The following is a 19,206-nucleotide window of genomic DNA, read 5'->3' on the forward strand; positions in this document are numbered from 1 at the left end:
CGGGTTGCGTCGTCGGGACGGCCGGGTGGGCCATCAGGCGGAACGGACCGGCAGGTCGGTGTGCGTCGGCAGCGGTGCACTGCCGGGCACGACGAGGTCGGCGATCGTGTCGAGCACGATCCGCACGTACCGCTCCCCCACCCACAGGTGCTTCGCGCCCTCGATCGGCACGACCCGGACGTTCGGCGCAGGAGCGAAGCGACGCGCGGCCTCGTCCGGGCGCAGGAAGTCGTCGTGCTCCGGGACGAGCGCGACCACGGGAACGTCGACGGACGCCCAGCGTGCGAGTTCCTCGTCCGAGGTGCGGTGCAGGGGCGGCGACAGCAGGACCACCCCGGCGACGGTGCCGGCCGCGACGTGCTCGAGCGCGTGCTTGAGGACGACCTCGGTGCCGAAGGACCATCCGACGAGCCACGGCGCGGGGAGCCCGCGCGCGGTGACCTCGCGGACGGCGGCGCGCAGGTCGAAGCCCTCGGAGACACCGTCGCCGAAGGTGCCCTCGGACGTCCCGCGTGGCGAGGAGACCGACCGGAAGTTGAAACGGAGGACCGCGATGCCGGCGAGATCCGGCAGGCGGGCCGCCGCCTTCTTCAGGACGTGCGAGTCCATGAAGCCCTGCGCCGTGGGCAGCGGGTGCAGGGTGACGATCGTGCCGCGAGCGGGGCGTCCGAGCGGTTCCGCGAGCTCACCGACGAGCGTCAGGTGGTCGTCCGTGTACAGCTCGACGTCGGTCCGCTGTGCCGGCAGTTCGGTGTTCGAGCGGATCTCGGTGCTCATGCGATGCTCCAGCAGTGGTTGTGCCAGTGGCGGCGCGACGCCAGGTCGGCCTCGTCACCGAGGACACCGTCGGCTCGCCAGACGACAACGTGCGCGGTACCGGGCAGGACGGTGCCGCCGCAGCCCGGGCAGACGTACTCTTTCTGCGCCGACGCAGCCGAGACGGGCTGCACGGTGAACGTGCGGCCGCGACGGACCTCGGTCCGCTTCCAGGACGACATGAGCCGGTCGAGGCCCGTGGGTTCGTCCTCGGGCTCGGGTCCGTGACCGCGGGGACGCCGCGGTCGGTTGCTGCGCGGCACCCCCGGCGCCGATCAGTACCAGTTGTAGGACTGGCTGTGGCCCCAGGCTCCGCACGGCGTGCCGTACACGCCCGAGATGTAGTTGAGACCCCAGGTGATCTGGGTCGCCGGGTTCGTCTGCCAGTCGGCGCCGACCGTGCCCATCTTGCTGCCGGGCAGGGCCTGCGGGATGCCGTACGCACCGCTCGGGTTGTAGGCGTTCACGCGCCAGCCGGACTCCTTGTTCCAGAGCAGCACGAGGCAGTTGAACTGGTCGGAGCCCCAGCCGCGGGCCGCGACCATCTCCTGGGCGATCGCCTGCGCGCTGCCGGGGTTCGGCGTGGCGGCCTGCGCGGCGAAGGTGTTCGTCGCGGTGACCTTCTTGGTGGCGGTCGTGTCCGCGGTGTCGTCGGTCTCGGTCGCCGGCGGGGCGGTCACCTTCGGCGCGGGGACCGTGACGCCGTAGCCGTCGCGGGAGACCTCGAAGTCGCCGTAGGTGCCGTGCGCGGTGTACTGCTGCGGCTCGACCGGGGCCTTGACGAGCACGGGTGCCGAGACGGCAGCCTGCGCCACGTCCGGCTGCATCGGGTTGAAGAGCGAGCCACCCACGAAGCCGAACACGGCGAAGAACGAGAGCGCGGGGATCGTCGCGCGCTTGCGCATGAACGTGTTCACGCTGCGGGCGGGCTTCGGTGCGGCGGCGACCGCTCGGCGCTGCTGCACGGCACGTCGCTGCTTGACGACGCGCGGGTCGGCCGGCGTCCGCGGGACCGCGGCGTCGAACGTGGATCGCGCCGGAGCGCTGACGGGTGCGGCGGGGATGGACGCCGTCGCGACCGCGGGGGCCGCGTGGAGGACCGCGTGCTCCGCCGTGCGGAGTCGTTCACGTGCCGCGCGACGCTCACCGACGACCGTCTGGTCGAGGTGCTCGCTGCTGCCGCGGTCGGAGCTGAAGTCTGCCGTGTGCCTGCCCATGAGTCTGACCAGGATAACGGAATGGTCACGCAACCGGAAGCACCGGCACCCAGCGCGTCGTCGGATCGCCGGGCCGGACCATGCGGGGAGTCGTCAGCGGACGGCGAGCATGACCTCGACGACGGCGTCCAGCAGTGCGTCGACCTGCGCCTCGCGGTAGCCGCCGTGCTTCGGTCGGAAGACGATCGACCGGACCTCGGTGAGGCTCAGCGGCTTGCCGTCGCGGAAGTAGCCGGCGAGGCGCTGGGCGAAGGCGTCGACGTCCTTCGGGTGGTACCCGGTCCCGAGCGGGCTCGTGCGGGCGAAACGCTGCCCGTCCGGACGCTCCAGGCGGGCGACGACGTCCGAGGCCTTCGAGCGGGCCTCGGCGTACCAGGCCTTCTTGCCGACGTCGGCGATCTCCCGCTCGCGCTCCCGGGCGGCGAAGGCGTCCTCGAGTCGCTCGAGGGCGGCGTCGACGTGCGCCGTGGAGTACCCGCCCTTGCGCATCGAGAACGCGGTGGCGCGGATCTTCGCCGCCTCGATCCCCGGCGCCGTGTCGGCGGCCGTGTAGGCGCGGCGGGCGTCCTCGAGGAACCGGTCGACCTCGTCGACGTCGTACCCGAGGGCGCGGCGGTCTGCGGTGGGGAAGGTGGTGGCCACGGCGACATTCTGCCAGCACCCGACCCTGGCGCTGGCTGGACGCGCCCCGAGCACGCCTGTCAGTGCACGACGATCAGTGCACGACCGTCGGTCCGTGCACGACGATCAGTGCACGACGATCAGGAACAGGACGTACGCGACGGCGGCCGACGGCAGGATGCTGTCGATCCGGTCGAGCAGTCCCCCGTGCCCCGGCAGGAACGACGAGATGTCCTTGATGCCGAGGTCGCGCTTGATCATCGACTCGGTGAGGTCACCGAGGGTCGCGGACCCGGAGATGAGCACGCCGAGGACGATGCCGGTCCACCACGGCAGCCCGAGCAGGAGCCACACGACGACGATCCCGACGAGGATGCTCGCCGCGACCGATCCCGCGAAGCCCTCCCAGGTCTTCTTCGGGCTGATCCGGGGCGCCATCGGGTGCTTCCCGAGGTTGAGCCCCGTGGCGTAGGCCCCGGTGTCGACCGCGACGACCACCAGGATGAACGCGATCACCCAGAGCTCACCGCGGGGCTGCGCCGACAGCAGGACGATGCACGCTCCGAGGAGCGTGATGTACGCCTGGACGAACAGCCCGTTCGTCAGGTCACGGGCGACGTGCCCGGCCGGCGGCTTCTCGCGCGCGAGGGCGACCTCGACGAGCCGCCAGACCACGATGAGGACGATCCCGCCGAGCACCGCGAAGAGCGCAGCCACCTGTCCGCCGAGGAACGCCAGCGGCACCATGCCGACCGCGGCCGCGACGCTCGGGATCCGCGGCACGTCCCGCCCCGCGAACCGCATGGCGCTCGCGAGCTCGTACACGGCGACACCGAGCAGGAACGCGGCGACGACCATGAACGCCGGCTTCCAGATGAGGAGCGCGGCGAGCATGACGACCGCGAAGGCCAGCGCGATGCCGATCGCCGCTGGCAGGTTCCGTCCGGTGCGCGCCGTCAGCGCCTCGTTGCGCGCGCCGAACTCCGCCTTGCGCTGCTTGAGCTGCGCTTCGAAGTCGGCGCGCGCCGCGCGGGCACGGGCGTCGAAGTCCTGTCGGAGCCCCTTCTTCGCGGACGGGCGCGGTTGCGTGGGGCGGTCGCCGCCCGGGTCGGGGAGACGCATCAGACCTCGAGGAGTTCGGCTTCCTTCTTCTTCAGCGCGTCGTCGATCTGGTCGACGTGCTTCTTCGTCAGGGTCTCGAGGTCCTTGTCGGCGCGGGCGATCTCGTCGTCGGAGATCTCGCCCTTCAGCGCGTCCAGGTCGTCCTTGGCGCGACGACGGATGTTCCGGACGACGACCTTGTGGTCCTCGCCCTTGCCGCGCACGAGCTTCACGAACTCCTTGCGGCGGTCCTGGGTGAGCTCCGGGATCGTCACGCGGACGATCTCGCCGTCGTTCGACGGGCTGGCGCCGAGGTTCGGGAACGTCGCGATGGCGCGTTCGATCTCCTTGAGCGCGGACTTGTCGTACGGCGTGACGACGAGCGTGCGGGCCTCGGGCGTCTGCATGGACGCCAGCTGCGCGAGCGGCGTCGGCGTGCCGTAGTAGTCGACCGGGATCTTCTGGAAGAGCGCGGGGTTGATGCGTCCGGTGCGGACGGTCGCGAAGTCGTCCTTGGCGACGTCGACGGCCTTCGCCATCTTCTCGGTGGCTTCGGTCAGGACATCACTGATCACGGTGGTTCTCCTTCGGTACTGCTGTCGAGTCTAGTCAGCGGCCGGGGTCAGTTGCTGACCACCGTGCCGATCCGCTCCCCGCGGATCGCGGCGGCCACGTTGCCCTCGCCCTCCATGCCGAACACGTGCATCGGCATGCCGTTGTCCATGCAGAGGGAGAACGCGGTGGCGTCCACGACCTTGAGGCCCTGGAGCAGTGCGTCCTGGTACGTCACGTGGTGGAGCTTCTCGGCCGTGGCGTCCTTCTTCGGGTCCGCCGTGTAGACGCCGTCGACGCCGTTCTTCGCGACGAGGACCTCGTGCGCGTCGATCTCGAGCGCACGCTGCGCGGCGACCGTGTCGGTGGAGAAGTACGGCAGACCCGCGCCGGCACCGAAGATCACGATGCGGCCCTTCTCGAGGTGACGCTCCGCGCGGCGCGGGATGTAGGGCTCCGCGACCTGCGTCATGCTGATCGCGGACTGCACGCGCGTGGCCGCTCCGGCCTGCTCCAGGAAGTCCTGCAGCGCGAGGGCGTTCATCACCGTGCCGAGCATGCCCATGTAGTCGGCGCGACCGCGGTCCATGCCGCGCTGCGAGAGCTCGGCGCCGCGGAAGAAGTTCCCGCCGCCGACCACGATCGCGACCTCGACGTCCTGCGCGGCCGCGGCGATCTCCTTGGCGATGGTGCTGATGACGTCCGGGTTCACCCCGAGGGACCCGGCCCCGAACGCCTCCCCCGACAGCTTCAGCAGGACCCGGCGGCGTCCGGTCTTCTCGTTCGTCATGTGGCGCACCCTTCGTCGAATGTCTCGTGGGAATCTACCCGGCCGGAGCCGGTCCGGCGGAGGAGGTCGTGCCTCCGTGCCGGTTCCGCGCGTGTCGCAGCGCGCGCAGAAACGGGGCCCGGAACCGATGTGGTTCCGAGCCCCGTCACGGGTTCGCTACGCGCCGACCTTGACGCGGGCGAAGCCCTGGATCGTGATGCCGGCGTTCTCGGCGGCCTTCGCGACGGACAGCTTGTTGTCCTTCGCGTAGTCCTGCTCGAGGAGCGCGACCTGCTTGCGGTAGGCGTTGAGGCGACCCTCGACGATCTTCGGCAGGGCGGCCTCCGGCTTGCCCTCCTCGCGCGTGATCGCCTCGACGGTCGCGCGCTCCTTCTCGATCGCCTCGGCCGGGATCTCGTCGCGGGTCAGGTACGTCGGGTTCGCGAACGCGACGTGCTGGGCGATCGAGCGGGCCTCGGCCGCGTCGGAGCCCGAGTAGGCGATGACGACGGCGATCTGCGGGGGCAGGTCCTGGCTGGTCTTGTGCAGGTAGACCTCGAAGGCGTCGCCCTCGACCCGGACGACCGTGCGGAGCGCGAGCTTCTCGCCCAGCGCAGCGGCGGCCTCGTCGATCGCCTCGGCGACCGTCTTGCCCTCGAGCGGCGCGGCGTTGCCGGCCTCGACGTCGGACGCGCCTGCAGCGGCGACCGCGGCGACGACCTTGTCGGCGAGGGTGGTGAACTTCTCGTTCTTCGCGACGAAGTCGGTCTCGCTGGCGAGCTCGACGACGGTGGCGGCGCCACCCTCGGTCGACGCCACGACGACGCCCTCGGAGGTCGCACGGTCGTCGCGCTTGGCGACGGCCTTCGCGCCCTTGATGCGGAGCAGCTCGACGGCCTTGTCGTAGTCGCCGTCGGCCTCGACGAGGGCGTTCTTGGCGTCCATCATGCCGGCCCCGAGGTCCTCACGGAGCTTCTTCACGTCAGCAAGGCTGTAGTTGGCCATTGGCTGGAGTCCTTTCTGGACTGGAGTTGTGGAGAGAGAAGGAAGGGGCGCCGAGCCGACCGGCCCGACGCCCCCGGATGTCACTCGGCGGGGGTGGCTTCGGCGTTCTTGTCGGCCTCGGCGATCGGCTCGCCGATCTCCTTCGCGGCGACCTGCGCGTCGGCGTCGTTCTCCTCGACCGGGGTCTCGGCGGCCGGCGCGGCCTGCTCGCCACCGAGGAGCTCCTGCTCCCACTCGGCGAGCGGCTCGGCCTCTTCCTGGTCGCCACCGTTGTGGCGGGTCTTCAGGCCCTCGGCCGCGGCGTCGGCGACGATGCGGGTGAGGAGGCCGACGGAGCGGATCGCGTCGTCGTTGCCCGGGATCGGGTACGTGATCTCGTCCGGGTCGCAGTTGGTGTCGAGGATGCCGATGACCGGGATCCCGAGCTTCTGCGCCTCGTCGACGGCGAGGTGCTCCTTCTTGGTGTCGACGATCCAGAGCGCGCTCGGGGTCCGCGTGAGGTTGCGGATACCACCGAGGGTCTTGTGGAGCTTGTCCAGCTCGCGCTTCTTGATGAGGAGCTCCTTCTTGGTGAAGCCCTTCGTCGTGTCGTCGAAGTCGATCTCCTCGAGCTCCTTCATGCGCGCGAGGCGCTTGGAGACCGTCTGGAAGTTCGTGAGCAGACCGCCGAGCCAACGCTGGTTGACGTACGGCTGGCCGACGCGGGTCGCCTGCTCGGCGATGGAGCCCTGGGCCTGCTTCTTGGTGCCCACGAAGAGGATCGTGCCACCGTGCGCGACCGTCTCCTTGACGAAGTCGTACGCGCGGTCGATGTAGGCCAGCGACTGCTGCAGGTCGATGATGTGGATGCCCGAGCGCTCGGCGAGGATGAAGCGCTTCACCTTCGGGTTCCACCGACGGGTCTGGTGTCCGAAGTGGACGCCGCTGTCGAGCAGCTGGCGGATGGTGACGACGGCCATGCCGTCCCTCCTTGTTCTCGGCGCACGGCTGTCAGGCCGTGAGCACGGTTGCGGTTGTGTCGGTCACGACCGGTGGTCGTGACCCCTGGCGCCCTGTCCGCACGGCCGCCCGCTCGTGAGAGCGGGACCGGTGGCCGAGAGACGCGAGTGGACGCGCGAAGTCAGCGCGCTCGGCGCGCTGCTGGAAGCACTCTAGCAGGTCTGGACGCACGGGAGGCGCGGTGCGGGTCGGACCCGCACCGCGCCTCCAGGACGTGGTGACGCTGGTGCGTCGTTACTTGGCGGACACCGTGTCACCCTCGGCCGTGATGCCCATCTCCTCGAGGGAGCGGCCCTTGGTCTCCGGGATCTTCGCGATCACGAAGAACAGGGAGAGCAGGGCGAACAGGGCGTAGATGCCGTAGGTCACGGTCAGGTTGAAGCCGGACAGGACCGGGAACGAGATGGTGACGACGAAGTTCGCGACCCAGTTCGCCGCGGAACCGACACCGAGCGCGGTCGCACGGATGCGGTTCGGGAACATCTCGCCGAGGAGCACCCACATGAGCGGGCCCCACGTCGCGCCGAAGGACACGACGAACAGGTTCGCGAAGATCAGCGCGATGAGTCCCCACGCGCCGGGCAGCTGCGGCGCGCCGTCGACGATGGTGGCCTGCGAGAAGGCGATCGCGACCATGGTCAGCGACACGAACATGCCCGTCGAGCCGGCGACCAGGAGCGGCTTCCGCCCGAGCTTGTCGACCGTGAAGATGGCGATGAAGGTGACCGCGACGTTCACGACCGAGGTGATCGTGGAGATGAGGAAGGACTGGTCCTCCTTGAACCCGACGGCCTGCCAGAGCGTCGTCGAGTAGTAGAAGATCACGTTGATGCCGACGAACTGCTGCAGGACGGCGAGGATGATGCCGACCCAGACGATCGGCTGCAGGCCGAAGCGGTTGCCCCGGATGGAGCCCTTCTTCTCCTTGGACTCCTTCTCGATGCCGTCCTGGATCTCCTCCAGGCTCGTGTTCACCGTGTCGCGCGGGACGATCTTGCCCATCACGTCGCGGGCGTCCTCCTTGCGGCCCTGCGCGAGCAGGAAGCGCGGGGACTCCGGGAGCGTGATCGCGAGCACGCCGTAGACCACCGAGGGGATCACGCCGACCAGGAACATCCAGCGCCACGCGGCGAGCCCGAGCACCTGCTCCGATGCACCGCCGGCGGTCACCGCGAAGATCTGGTCGGACAGCAGTGCGGCGAAGATACCGAGGGTGATCGCGAGCTGCTGGAACGAGGCCAGCCGACCGCGGATCGCCTTCGGGGACACCTCGGAGATGTAGGCGGGGGCGATGACCGATGCGGTGCCGATGCCGAGGCCGCCGACGAGACGCCAGATCACGAGGTCCCAGGTCGCGAACGCGAAGGCGCTGCCGATCGAGCTGACGAAGAACAGCACTGCTGCCCAGAACATGACGCGGGTGCGGCCCCAGCGGTCCGCCAGGCGGCCGGCGAAGTACGCACCGAAGGCGCAGCCGATCAGGGCCGAGGCGACCGCGAAGCCGCTGGCGGCCTCGGACAGGCCGAACTCGCCCTTGATCGCGTCGACCGCTCCGTTGATGACGGAGGAGTCGAATCCGAAGAGGAAGCCACCGACCGCCGCCGCGATGGCGAACAGGGTGACCTTCCCCTTGAACGCACGGTCCTCGCCGTGCTGGGTGGACGTGTTCGACACGGTGCTCCAGGTTCTTGCCGCCGTGCTGGGTGGCGCACGGTGCCCCGGCGGTCGGCTGGTTCGCCGTCCGAGCGGCGTTGCGTGTTCCGGAGCGCCCCAGACCCTACTCCCCGTTCGGGGCGCGGGCACAACCGGGGTGCGCGGTCGGGTCGTCGCACTCCTCCACCGGACGGGAGGCGCGGCTCCCGTTCCACAGACCACGAGCGCCGTGCGCGGATGGCGTCCGGCGCTGCGAACCTCGGTGCATGCGGTGGAGCGGGTCACTCACGGGGTCGGTACTGGTCGGAGCAGCGCTGGTCGGGACGGCGCTGGTCGGGTCGGTGCCGGTCGGGTCGGTGCCGGTCGGGTCGGTGCCGGTCGGGTCGGTGCCGGTCGGGTCGGTGCGGTCGGTCGGTGCGGCGGTGCTCGCGCCGGGGTCCCCGGGAGCGGCGGTGCGGGCGGCGGACGCGCAGGACGAGGCGCCGTGGGTGTGGCCGACCGGCTCACGGATCGTCGAGCGCGGGTGGGAGGCCCCGGCCGACGACTACGCAGCGGGGCATCGCGGGATCGACGTCGCCGCGTCGATCGGGACGCCCGCGGTGGCGGTGGCCTCCGGCACGGTTTCGTTCGCCGGTTCGGTGGCCGGCCGCGGCGTGGTGTCGATCGACCACGGCGGCGGGCTCGTCTCCACCCTGGACTCGGTCGACCCGTCGGTCTCCACCGGGGACGAGGTCGATCAGGGCAGCACCGTCGGCACCGTCTCGGTCGGGCACTGTCCGGCGTCGGCCCCGTGCCTGCACCTCGGCGCGAGGGTCGACGGTCGGTACGTCGACCCTCTGCCGTACCTGCCGGCCGCCGAGTGGCCGGTGCTGCTGCCGGACGACGCCTGGCCGGGGTGACACGAGCGGGCCGGGCGTGCTCGGGCCGAGCGTGCTCGGGCCGAGCCTCGGCGGGCTGGGTCTGCTCGGGTTGGTCTGCTCGGGGCGGGTCTGCTCGGCGGCGGTGCCGGGTCAGGCGCGCGGGTGGGCCGTGCGGTAGACCTCCCGGAGGCGCGCCGACGAGACGTGCGTGTAGATCTGCGTCGTGCCGAGGCTCGCGTGCCCGAGCAGCTCCTGCACGGCGCGGAGGTCCGCTCCCCCGTCCAGCAGGTGCGTCGCCGCCGTGTGCCGGAAGGTGTGCGGCCCGCTCGGACCCTCCCCCGGCAGGTCCGCGAGCACACGGGCCACGATCCGGTAGACACCACGGGTCCCGAGCCGGCCGCCCCGGTCCCCGAGGAACAGCGCACCGTCCGATCCTGATCCAGCGACGGCGATGCGAGAATGCCCGGCCCCGGCGGACGACACCGCGGTGTCGGTGCGCGCTGCCGCCCGTGCAGCCAGCACCGGACGGCCGCGGCTGGTCCAGGCCTCGAGGGCATCCCGGGCGGGCACCCCGAAGGGCACCACGCGCTCGCGGCCGCCCTTGCCGAGCACCCGCACGGTCAGCCGGGACCGGTCGACCGCGGTCAGGTCGATCCCCACCAGCTCCCCCACCCGGATGGCGGTGGCGTACAGCAGTTCGACCACCGCGAGGTCGCGGAGCGCCACCGGGTCGTCACCAGAGGCCCGACTCGCGAGCCCGTCGAGCAGCACGCGCACCTGGTCGGACCCGACGACCCGCGGCAGGTGGGCCGCGCTCTTCGGCGCCCGGAGCCGCGCCCCCGGGTCGGTCGGCAGCACCCCGGACTCGCTCGCCCACCGGGTGAACGCTCGGACAGAGGACGAGCGCCGCGCGATGGTCGACCGCGCGAGCCCCCGCTGGTCTGCCTCCCAGAGCCAGTCGCGGAGGAGCTCGAGTCCGACGCCGTCGAGGGTCGCGATGCCACGGTCGTCCGCGAAGGCCACGAGCTGCTCGAGGTCACTCGCGTACGCGCGGACCGTCTGTTCGCTGAGCCCACGGGCCGAGCGGACGTGCGTGAGGAACGCCTCCACGACCACGACGAGTCGGTCGTCCGTCTGCTCCGCCACGGCCCCAGCGTAGGCGCGGTCCCCGTCACGCCCGCGCCCACCCGCCGCCGATGTGCACCACGAGCCCCTGCAGCTCTGCGAGTGCCAGCGCGTCGGCGACCTCGGCCTGCGACATCCCCGAACGGACGACGATCTCCGGCTCGACGAGCGGACGCCGGCCGAGCGCGTCGAGGACACGGAGCACCTCGGGATCCGTCCGCGCCCCGACGAGCGGGTCGGTCCGAGCGCGGTGGCGGGCGGTCCCGGCACGGCGCGGGTCGTCGTGCTCCCGGCCGTCGGGCGAGCACGACCCCGGCGCCGGGACGTCAGCGACAGAGGTCTCCGCCACGACCGCGCGGACCGGGTCGTCCGGACGCACGACGATCTGGGCCCGCCCGTCGGCGACCAGCCGGTGACACCCCACCGACGCCGACGACGAGAACGCCCCGGGGACCGCGAAGACCGGCCGGCCGAGCTGCGCGGCGTGGTGCGCGGTGTTCAGCGCCCCCGACCGAGCGCCCGCCTCGACCACGACGGTGGCGTCGCCCAGCGCAGCGATCAACCGGTTCCGCGCCAGGAACCGCCAGCGACTCGGCCTGGTGCCCGGCGGTGACTCCGCCAGCAGACGACCCTGCCGGGCGACGGTCCGGAGCAGGTCGGTGTTGCCGACCGGGTAGAGCTGGTCGATGCCCCCGGCGAGCACCGCGACGGTCGTCGCCCCCGCAGCCAGGGCGACGCGGTGCGCGACGGCGTCGATCCCGTAGGCCCCTCCGCTGACGACGGCACACCCCGAGTCCGCAGCGGCCGAGGTGATCTCGGCCGCCGCCTCTGCGCCCGCGACCGTGTTCGCGCGGGACCCGACGACCGCGAGCGTCGCCGGGTCGTCAGCCCGTGTGCCGATCGCCCAGAGCACGACCGGCGCGTGCGGTCCGAGGTCGTCCACTCGATCCGGCCACCCCGGAGCCCCTGGGACGAGCAGTCGCGCCCCGACCGCGAGCGCCGCACCGACCGTGTCGGCAGGACGTCGCGCCCGGAGTCGCGGTCCCCAACGTCCGACGGCCGCCCGGAGCGCCGTCCCGAGGGCGTCGGGATCGTCAGCACCCGCGACGTCGTCCTCGAGGGCGGTCCACAGGAGTCCCCGGAGTCCGGCATCCCCGGTCCCGATCGCCCCCTCGACGGCGCGGAGGGCGCGCTCCGCTCCGCACGCAGCGAGCAGCGCGCCCGCCACGCCGTCGCCGGGCTCCACGAGCGCTGACCACACCACGCGGGCCGCCGCCTCTCCGAGGTCGACCCCGTGGACCCCGGGCCCGAGGGCGGTGCCGACCAGGTCCCGCCATGCCTGCTGCCGCATCAGAGCGCACCCCTGAGCGCGAGGGCCTCGTGCACGTGGTGGGTCGCAGGCCGCTCGGCACCCTCGAGGTCGGCGAGCGTCCAGGCGAGTCGCATGGTCCGGTCCCACCCCCGCATGGTCAGCGTGCCGAGGTCGAGCGCCCGGTCGAGCGTCGCCGTCGAACCAGGCTCGGACCGCCCAGCCCCGCGGAGCCAGGCCCCGGACACCTGCGCGTTGCTCGTCCATCCCGTCCCGTCGAGCCGCGCACGTGCTCGGTCCCGCGCACCGACCACGAGCGTCCGGGCCTCGGCGCTCGTCGGTGTCCCGCCGTCCGCCGCCCGGATCGACGCCGTCGTGACACGTGGCACCCGGACCCGGATGTCCAGCCGGTCGAGCAAGGGACCGGACATCCGGGCGAGGTAGCGCCGGACGGTGGACGGCGGGCACTCGCACGGCTGCGTGCCCTGTCCGGCGTTCCCGCACGGACACGGGTTCGCCGCGAGCAGGAGCTGACACCGCGCCGGGAACTCCGCCGCGCCCGCCGCCCGGTGCACCGTCACCGTGCCGGACTCGAGCGGCTGCCGGAGGGCGTCGAGCACCGCGCGCGGGAACTCCGGCGCCTCGTCGAGGAACAGCACCCCTCGGGTCGCGCGCGACACCGCGCCCGGGCGGACCGTCCCGCTGCCCCCGCCGATCAACGACACCGCGGACGCCGAGTGGTGCGGCGCCTCCCACGGCGGCCGGGTGGTCCACGAGGCCGCTCCGGCACCGGCGACCGACCGGACCGTCGCGAGCTCGAGCGCAGCCTCGTCGTCGAGGTCCGGCAGGATCCCGTGCAGGCGCTCGGCGAGCATCGTCTTCCCCGCTCCCGGAGGCCCGAGGAGCAGCGCGTGGTGACCCCCGGCCGCCGCGGCGATCACCGCCCGTACGCCGATCGGGTTGCCGACCACGTCCGCGAGCTCCGCTGCCGGGGCGGGTGCGGCCGGGAGCTCGGGCGCGAGCACCGGGTCCACCTGCACGGGCGGCAGCAACGCTCCCCCGGCGATCGCCGCCGCGCGCAGCGAGTCCACGCCGACCACCTGCACGCCGGAGACCACGCGCGCCTCGGCCAGGTTGCCCACGGGCAGCACGACCCGCTCGATGCCGGCCTCGCGCGCGGCGAGCAGCATCGGGATGACCCCGTGCACCGGTCGCACGCGGCCGTCGAGCCCGAGCTCCCCGACGTAGGCCGTCCGCTCGGACACGTCCGGTGCCACCTCGGCGGCGGCGAGCACGGCCATCGCGATCGCCAGGTCGAACCCCGACCCGCGCTTCGGGATCGCGGCCGGGGTCAGGTTCACCGTGATCCGCCGGGCCGGGAGCGGCGACCCGGCGTTGGCCGCGGCCGCCCGCACGCGCTCCCGGGCCTCGCCGAGCGAGGTGTCCGGCAACCCGATGATGCTGAAGCCCGGCAGCTGGCTCGTGAGGTGCGCCTCGACCTCGATGCACCGCGCCCGCACCCCGAGCAGCGCGATCGCGGACGTCCGTCCGACCCCGCTCACAGCACGCCCTCGACGTGCTCGACGCCGTGACGGTCGCCGTCGAGGTGCACCGCCACCGCGTCGATGCGGATGAACGGCGCACTCGTCTCCGGGTGCTCGCGGAACCACTGCGGCACGAGCTGCCGCAGCCGGGCGGCCTTCGCCGGCGTGATCGCCTCGAACGGGTGTCCGGCGGTCGGCCCGGTGCGGGTCTTCACCTCGACGAAGACGAGCGTTCCCCGGTCCCACGCGACGACGTCGACTTCACCGGACCGACACCGCCAGTTCCGGTCGACGATCCGGTACCCCTTCGCCACCAGCCAGTCGACGGCCAGCGATTCCCCCGTCGCTCCGATCCCCCTGCGACCTGTGTTCGTCCGTTCCACGGCGTCACCTCCACCATCGACGATGACGGCGACTGATCACCTCGCGGCGGTCGTTCCCGGAGCGGTGGAGAACACCGCGCGAGGAATGCGTTGTGGAGGAACGACGGAACCCCGGACGACACGAGGTCGTCCGGGGTTCCGGGGAGTATCAGTGCACTGGAACTCAGTGCGCTGCTGCGTAGGCTTCCTGCACCTGGGTGGAGATACGGCCGCGGCTCGAGACCTCGTACCCGTTCTCCTTGGCCCATTCGCGGATCTTCGCGAGTTCTTCCGAGTTGCCACGCTTCGGTGCCGACTTCGGTGCCGAGGCGGAGCCCGAACCGGAGCGACGGCCGGACACCTTGCGGGCGGCCGCGACGTAGTCGGAGATGGCCTCGCGGAACTTGTCGACGTTGTCGTCGGACAGGTCGATCTCGTAGTTCGAACCATCGAACGCGAATTCGACCGTGCGGCCTTCACCCGCGGCGATGGGGGAATCGTCGAGGTCGTCGACGAGCTGGACGGTGACCTTCTGTGCCATGTCTGCTCCTGTTGTCAGTGGATGTTTCCACTGCAGATTAGCGGAATGCGCCGCCGAATGTCCGACGTGACACCGCATTTCCCCCGGAGAACATTCTCCGACAGAAAACGACGTTCACTCGTCGAGTGCGAGTTCCTTCGGCAATTCGAGTTCACGCGACGTGAGTTCCTCGACGTTCACGTCCTTGAACGTGAGCACCCGCACCGACTTCACGAACCGGTCGGAACGGTAGACGTCCCAGACCCACACGTCACTCATCGACAACTCGAAGTAGAAGTCGTGCTCGGTGTCACGGCGCACGAGTTCGACCTCGTTCGCCAGGTAGAAACGCCGCTCGGTCTCGACCACGTAGCGGAACTGCGACACGACGTCGCGGTACTCGCGGTACAGGGCCAGTTCGACCTCGCGGTCGTAGTCGTCGAATTCGTCGTCATCCATCGCTCCGACAGTCTACGGCGACACGGGGCGACCGTCGCGCCGGTTCAGCGTCCGACGACCTCGAGTTCGTCGAAGCCGTCGAGCGCCACCGACGAGGCCTGGTGCAGCCAGCTCTTGCGGTGCAGGTCGTGCGCCCCGACCGCGCGGATCGCGTCGTAGTGCGCGGTCGAGCCGTAGCCCTTGTTCGAGGCCCACGCGTAGTGCGGTGCGTCCTCGTGCGCGGTCGTCATCAGGCTGTCGCGTTCGACCTTCGCCACGACCGACGCCGCGGCGACGGAGGCGCAGTCCCGGTCGGCCTTCACGCGCACGACCACATCGAGTGACCCGGTCGGCGGGTGCATCGTCGGCGGCACGGCGCGGGACAGCCAGTCGAACGATCCGTCGAGCACGACGACCGCGCCCTCGAGGTCGAGACCGTCCGCGACGAGCGACCCGAGCGCGGCAGCCCCGGCCTGCCCGAGCGCCGGGACGATGCCCTGCTCGTCGACGACCTGCGCCGAGGCCATCCCCACCGCGGTCCGCGCCCACCGCCGGACGACGGGGACGAGTTCCGTCCGGCGGGCGGCCGACAGCAGCTTCGAGTCCGCGAGCCCCTGCGGCACGCGCCCGACGTCGAGCGTGACGGCGGCGACGCCGACCGCGACCGGTCCGGCGATGGCGCCGCGACCGACCTCGTCCATGCCGATCACGGTGACGCGACCGGCCGCCAGCAGCCGCTTCTCGACGCGGAGGGAGGGACGGACGGCGGTCACTTGTCCCGCTGCTCCACGCCGGCGAAGACGTCGGGGTAGTCGTCGAGCCACGTCCAGCGGCTCGTCGGCCACGAGATGACGAAGGCTCGTCCGGTCACGTCGGACAGCGGCACGAAGCCCTTCGACGGGGTGTCGCCGTTGTACCGAGAGTCCTTCGAGTCGTAGCGGTTGTCGCCCATCACCCAGATGGTGCCCTCGGGGACGGTCACCGAGAAGTTCGTGCCGGACGCGCGGGTCTCCCCCACCGGCAGCTTGAGGTACGGCTCCTTGATCGGCACGCCGTTGACCGACATCTGCCCGAGCTCGTTGCAGCAGGAAACCTTGTCGCCGGGCAGACCGATCACCCGCTTGATGAGGTGGTCGTCGCTGTCGCCGGTGCCGAGCCCGACCTGCGTCAGGAGCCAGTCGATGGCCTTCGCGGGCTGCGTGTCCGGAGCGACCTTCGGCACATCGGCGCCGCTGAGCCATCCCCCGGGTCCTTGAAGACGACGACGTCCCCGCGCTTCAGGCTGACGACGTCCGGCACGAGCTCGTTGACGATCACCCGGTCGTTGATCTGCAGGGTGTTCTCCATCGACGCCGACGGGATGTAGAACGACCGGATCAGGAACGTCTTGACGAGGAACGAGACGAGCAGCGCGGCGACGAAGATGATGACGAGGTCGCGGAGGAAGGTGAGGACTCCGTTCGCCTTCTTCTTCTCGGTCCGCGGGCGCCGGCCCGATCCCTGCGTCGTGTCCGTCATGTCCGCTCTCGTTCACACCCGTGCGCGCCGGAGCGAGCAGGTACTGCAGTCCGGGTCGCCGGTGGACGACTTCCCGGACGACGGGAAAGGCCCCCCGTCGATGCACAACCGTACATGGACGAGGGGCCCGCAGCGGCACCCGCCTCGCGGGGCTCACTGTGAAGGCGATCAGGCGTCGCGCTTCTCCTTGATCTTGCGGCGGGCCGCCTTGCCGCGCAGCTCGCGCAGGTAGTACAGCTTCGCGCGACGGACGTCACCACGGGTGACGACCTCGATGTGGTCGATGATCGGCGAGTGCACCGGGAACCAGCGCTCGACGCCGACCTGGAAGCTCACCTTGCGGACCTTGAAGGTCTCGCCGAGGCCGTGGCCCTGACGCGCGATGACGACGCCCTGGAAGACCTGGACGCGCGAGCGCGTGCCTTCGATGATGTTGACGTGCACCTTGATGGTGTCGCCGGGGCGGAAGTCCGGGACGTCGGTGCGCAGCGAGGCTGCGTCGACGTGGTCGAGGAGCTGGCTCATGATGGGTTCACTCTCTGCGGACGCGCACGGGTCGCCGCGGATCGGTTGTGGAAAGAATGATGTGTACCCGGAAACGGCGACTCCCCCGTGGCAGAGTCCAGCCAGGGCACAGCGATCAATCTTGCCACAGAACCGCGGACCCCGCCAACCGGTGCAGGATGGACGGATGATCGAACTCCGTACCGCCGCCGAACTGGACGGCCTGCGCGCCGCCGGCCGGTTCGTCGCCGACGTCCTCGACGAACTGCTCACGACGGTCGACGTCGGGGTGAACCTGCTCGACCTCGACCGCGTCGCGGCCCGGATGATCGCCGACCGGGGCGCGGTGAGCTGCTACGTCGACTACCACCCGTCGTTCGGCAACTCCCCCTTCGGCAAGAACCTCTGCACGTCGGTCAACGACGCGGCGCTCCATGGGCTGCCGTACGACCGCGTGCTCGTGGACGGCGACCTCGTCAGCCTGGACTTCGCCGCGAGCGTCGACGGCTGGGTCGCGGACTCCGCGGTGACGGTGCAGGTCGGCACGCCGCGCGACGAGGACCAGCACCTCGTCACGACCGTCGAGCGTGCACTCGCGGCCGGCATCGAGCAGTTCCGGCCGGGCAACAAGCTCGGCGACGTCTCGTACGCGATCGGCCGGGTGGCGAAGGACGCCGGCTACAGCGTCAACACGCAGTTCGGTGGACACGGCGTCGGCCGCACCATGCACGGTGAACCGCACGTCCCGAACGACGGACGACCCGGGCGCGGACTGAAGCTGCGACCGGGACTCGTGGTCGCCATCGAGCCGTGGCTCATGCAGGGCACCGACGAGCTGGTCCAGGACGAGGACGGCTGGACGCTGAAGAGCGTCGACGGCTCGCGCGCGGCGCACGTCGAGCACACGGTCGCCGTCACCGACGCGGGTCCCGAGGTCCTCACCCTGCGTCGCGCGCAACGGTCCGACGCCACCCACTGACGGACTGGAGGCGCGGTGCCAGCCGGCACTGTGCCTCCAGTCCGTCAGTCGCGACCGGCCTACGCGTCCGGCAGCAGGTCCGGACGGACGCGCAGCGTCCGCTCCACCTGCTGCTCGTGCCGCCACGCGGCGACGCGGGCGTGGTGCCCGCTGAGCAGGACGTCCGGGACCTCGAGGTCCCGCCAGACGGCGGGCTTCGTGTAGGAGGGGTACTCGAGCAGGCCGTCCTCGTGGGACTCCTCGACGAGGGACTCCGGGTTGCCGACGACGCCGGGGACCAGGCGTCCGACGGCCTCGATCATGGCCATGGCCGCGACCTCGCCGCCGTTCAGCACGTAGTCGCCGAGCGAGAGCTCCACCACCGAGCAGCGGGACGCCGCCCACGCGAACACCCGCGCGTCGATGCCCTCGTACCGCCCGCAGGCGAACACGAGGTGCTCCGACGTCGACGCGAGCGACCGCGCGATCGACTGCCGGAACGGGGTACCGGCAGGGGTCGGCACGACGAGGGTGGACGAGCCGTCCTCGCGCAGGACCGACTCGAGCGCCTGGGCCCACGGCTCCGGCTTCATCACCATGCCGGCGCCGCCGCCGTACGGCGTGTCGTCGACGGTGCGGTGCCGGTCGGTCGTCCACTGCCGCAGGTCGTGCACGTGCACGTCGAGCAGACCGTCGACGCGCGCCTTGCCGAGCAGGGAGACGTCGAGGACCGAGAAGAACTCGGGGAAGATCGTGACGATGTCGATGCGCACGGCGGCCTAGGAGATCGTCTCGGGCCGCGAGGTGTCCTCGGGGTCCTCGAACAGGCCGGTCGGCGGCGTCACGGTCACCGTGCCGGCCTCGATGTCGACCGACGGCACGATCGCCGAGACGAACGGTACGAGTACCTCGCCGCGGTCCGCGGTGTCGATCGCGAGCAGGTCCTGCGCCGGCAGGTGGTCGACGCGTGCGACCGTCCCGACCTCGACGTCGTCCCGCAGGACGCGGAGGCCGACCAGCTGGTGGTCGTACCAGGCGTCGTCCTCGCCGGTGTCGGCGTCGGCGTCCTGTTCGACCCAGAGGATCGCCCGTGCGAGGGTCTCGGCCGCGGTGCGGTCCCCGATGCCCTCGAAGAAGGCGACCGGGTGGCCGTTGTACCAGCGGAGCTCGTCCAGCGTGATGGTCTTGCCCGACCACGGGGACTCCGCAGGCACCTGGAGCGTGAACTCCGCTCCTGGCGTGAACCGACGATCCGGGTCGTCGGTGTAGAGCTCGAGCTTGATGCCGCCCTTGAGCCCGTGCGCCTTCGTGATTCGACCCACCCGGAGTTGGGTC

The 19,206-nt window shown here is 71.3% G+C and carries 22 protein-coding genes and 1 pseudogene; 2 read left to right on the forward strand and 21 right to left on the reverse strand.

Translation table 11 applies throughout. From position 1 onward, the window contains the following. Nucleotides 1-33: 33 nt before the first annotated feature. From FB462_RS11330 to FB462_RS11375, 10 genes are all read right to left on the reverse strand, one after another. Nucleotides 34-777 (reverse strand): alpha/beta hydrolase, encoded by a 744-nt coding sequence (locus FB462_RS11330; RefSeq protein WP_141861975.1) that lies wholly within the window; start codon nt 775-777, stop codon nt 34-36. Further along, nucleotides 774-1,079, reverse strand: a complete 306-nt coding sequence (locus tag FB462_RS11335) for a hypothetical protein (protein ID WP_058742047.1) — start codon at nt 1,077-1,079, stop codon at nt 774-776. Before FB462_RS11335 ends, FB462_RS11330 begins: the two co-directional genes overlap by 4 nt. A gap of 12 nt (nt 1,080-1,091) precedes the next feature. Then, complete coding sequence (locus FB462_RS11340) at nt 1,092-2,033, reverse strand: aggregation-promoting factor C-terminal-like domain-containing protein (RefSeq protein WP_229666805.1); 942 nt, start codon at nt 2,031-2,033, stop codon at nt 1,092-1,094. A gap of 93 nt (nt 2,034-2,126) precedes the next feature. Continuing rightward, complete coding sequence (locus tag FB462_RS11345) at nt 2,127-2,675, reverse strand: DivIVA domain-containing protein (RefSeq protein WP_058742046.1); 549 nt, start codon at nt 2,673-2,675, stop codon at nt 2,127-2,129. 105 nt (nt 2,676-2,780) lie between these two features. Next, nucleotides 2,781-3,776: a phosphatidate cytidylyltransferase gene (locus FB462_RS11350; RefSeq protein ID WP_058742045.1), complete on the reverse strand. Its 996-nt coding sequence runs from the start codon at nt 3,774-3,776 to the stop codon at nt 2,781-2,783. Then, nucleotides 3,776-4,330 carry a ribosome recycling factor gene (gene frr / locus FB462_RS11355; protein ID WP_114850068.1) on the reverse strand — a complete coding sequence of 185 codons (555 nt, stop codon included), beginning with the start codon at nt 4,328-4,330 and terminating at the stop codon, nt 3,776-3,778. The genes FB462_RS11350 and frr overlap by 1 nt, the downstream gene beginning before the upstream one ends. A gap of 47 nt (nt 4,331-4,377) precedes the next feature. Then, nucleotides 4,378-5,097: a UMP kinase gene (gene pyrH / locus FB462_RS11360; protein ID WP_058742043.1), complete on the reverse strand. Its 720-nt coding sequence runs from the start codon at nt 5,095-5,097 to the stop codon at nt 4,378-4,380. A gap of 156 nt (nt 5,098-5,253) precedes the next feature. Continuing rightward, nucleotides 5,254-6,081 carry a translation elongation factor Ts gene (gene tsf / locus FB462_RS11365; RefSeq protein WP_058742042.1) on the reverse strand — a complete coding sequence of 276 codons (828 nt, stop codon included), beginning with the start codon at nt 6,079-6,081 and terminating at the stop codon, nt 5,254-5,256. 80 nt (nt 6,082-6,161) lie between these two features. Further along, nucleotides 6,162-7,040: a 30S ribosomal protein S2 gene (rpsB, locus tag FB462_RS11370; RefSeq protein WP_141861977.1), complete on the reverse strand. Its 879-nt coding sequence runs from the start codon at nt 7,038-7,040 to the stop codon at nt 6,162-6,164. Nucleotides 7,041-7,314: 274 nt separating this feature from the next. Continuing rightward, the gene (locus FB462_RS11375) at nt 7,315-8,754 is read right to left on the reverse strand and encodes a sugar porter family MFS transporter (RefSeq protein ID WP_114850070.1); all 1,440 of its coding nucleotides are present in this window, start codon (nt 8,752-8,754) and stop codon (nt 7,315-7,317) included. Nucleotides 8,755-8,999: 245 nt separating this feature from the next. Here FB462_RS11375 and FB462_RS11380 point away from each other — a divergent pair, with 245 nt between their 5' ends. Further along, nucleotides 9,000-9,632 (forward strand): M23 family metallopeptidase, encoded by a 633-nt coding sequence (locus FB462_RS11380; protein WP_141861979.1) that lies wholly within the window; start codon nt 9,000-9,002, stop codon nt 9,630-9,632. A gap of 111 nt (nt 9,633-9,743) precedes the next feature. Here FB462_RS11380 and FB462_RS11385 read toward each other — a convergent pair whose 3' ends face one another. From FB462_RS11385 to rplS, 9 genes and pseudogenes are all read right to left on the reverse strand, one after another. Next, entirely contained in the window at nt 9,744-10,739 is a 996-nt protein-coding gene (locus FB462_RS11385) for a tyrosine recombinase XerC (protein WP_141861981.1), read from the reverse strand. Nucleotides 10,740-10,764: 25 nt separating this feature from the next. Further along, nucleotides 10,765-12,069: a DNA-processing protein DprA gene (gene dprA, locus FB462_RS11390; RefSeq protein ID WP_114850073.1), complete on the reverse strand. Its 1,305-nt coding sequence runs from the start codon at nt 12,067-12,069 to the stop codon at nt 10,765-10,767. Continuing rightward, nucleotides 12,069-13,589, reverse strand: a complete 1,521-nt coding sequence (locus FB462_RS11395) for a YifB family Mg chelatase-like AAA ATPase (protein WP_141861983.1) — start codon at nt 13,587-13,589, stop codon at nt 12,069-12,071. Before FB462_RS11395 ends, dprA begins: the two co-directional genes overlap by 1 nt. Continuing rightward, complete coding sequence (locus tag FB462_RS11400; protein ID WP_141861985.1) at nt 13,586-13,954, reverse strand: YraN family protein; 369 nt, start codon at nt 13,952-13,954, stop codon at nt 13,586-13,588. The genes FB462_RS11395 and FB462_RS11400 overlap by 4 nt, the downstream gene beginning before the upstream one ends. 163 nt (nt 13,955-14,117) lie before the next feature. After that, nucleotides 14,118-14,474 carry a histone-like nucleoid-structuring protein Lsr2 gene (locus FB462_RS11405; RefSeq protein ID WP_058742035.1) on the reverse strand — a complete coding sequence of 119 codons (357 nt, stop codon included), beginning with the start codon at nt 14,472-14,474 and terminating at the stop codon, nt 14,118-14,120. 114 nt (nt 14,475-14,588) lie between these two features. Further along, nucleotides 14,589-14,912, reverse strand: a complete 324-nt coding sequence (locus FB462_RS11410) for a DUF2469 family protein (RefSeq protein ID WP_058742034.1) — start codon at nt 14,910-14,912, stop codon at nt 14,589-14,591. A 44-nt stretch (nt 14,913-14,956) separates the two neighbouring features. Further along, the gene (locus FB462_RS11415) at nt 14,957-15,664 is read right to left on the reverse strand and encodes a ribonuclease HII (protein ID WP_180225439.1); all 708 of its coding nucleotides are present in this window, start codon (nt 15,662-15,664) and stop codon (nt 14,957-14,959) included. Then, nucleotides 15,661-16,409 (reverse strand): annotated as a pseudogene (lepB, locus tag FB462_RS11420) (signal peptidase I). Before lepB ends, FB462_RS11415 begins: the two are co-directional and overlap by 4 nt. A 168-nt stretch (nt 16,410-16,577) precedes the next feature. Further along, entirely contained in the window at nt 16,578-16,934 is a 357-nt protein-coding gene (gene rplS, locus FB462_RS11425; RefSeq protein WP_058742031.1) for a 50S ribosomal protein L19, read from the reverse strand. A gap of 166 nt (nt 16,935-17,100) precedes the next feature. Between rplS and map the strand changes: the two genes are divergently transcribed. After that, a complete protein-coding gene (map, locus tag FB462_RS11430) occupies nt 17,101-17,892 on the forward strand; it encodes a type I methionyl aminopeptidase (RefSeq protein ID WP_141861987.1) in 792 nt (263 codons plus the stop codon). A gap of 59 nt (nt 17,893-17,951) precedes the next feature. Here map and trmD read toward each other — a convergent pair whose 3' ends face one another. Together trmD and rimM are read right to left on the reverse strand one after the other, a co-directional pair. Further along, nucleotides 17,952-18,644, reverse strand: a complete 693-nt coding sequence (trmD, locus tag FB462_RS11435; RefSeq protein ID WP_141861989.1) for a tRNA (guanosine(37)-N1)-methyltransferase TrmD — start codon at nt 18,642-18,644, stop codon at nt 17,952-17,954. A 6-nt stretch (nt 18,645-18,650) separates the two neighbouring features. Next, entirely contained in the window at nt 18,651-19,193 is a 543-nt protein-coding gene (gene rimM / locus FB462_RS11440; RefSeq protein ID WP_174778092.1) for a ribosome maturation factor RimM, read from the reverse strand. Between the last annotated feature and the right edge of the window lie 13 nt (nt 19,194-19,206).

Origin of the sequence: Curtobacterium citreum (genome assembly GCF_006715175.1) — a bacterium.
Taxonomy (GTDB): Bacteria; Actinomycetota; Actinomycetes; order Actinomycetales; family Microbacteriaceae; genus Curtobacterium; species Curtobacterium citreum.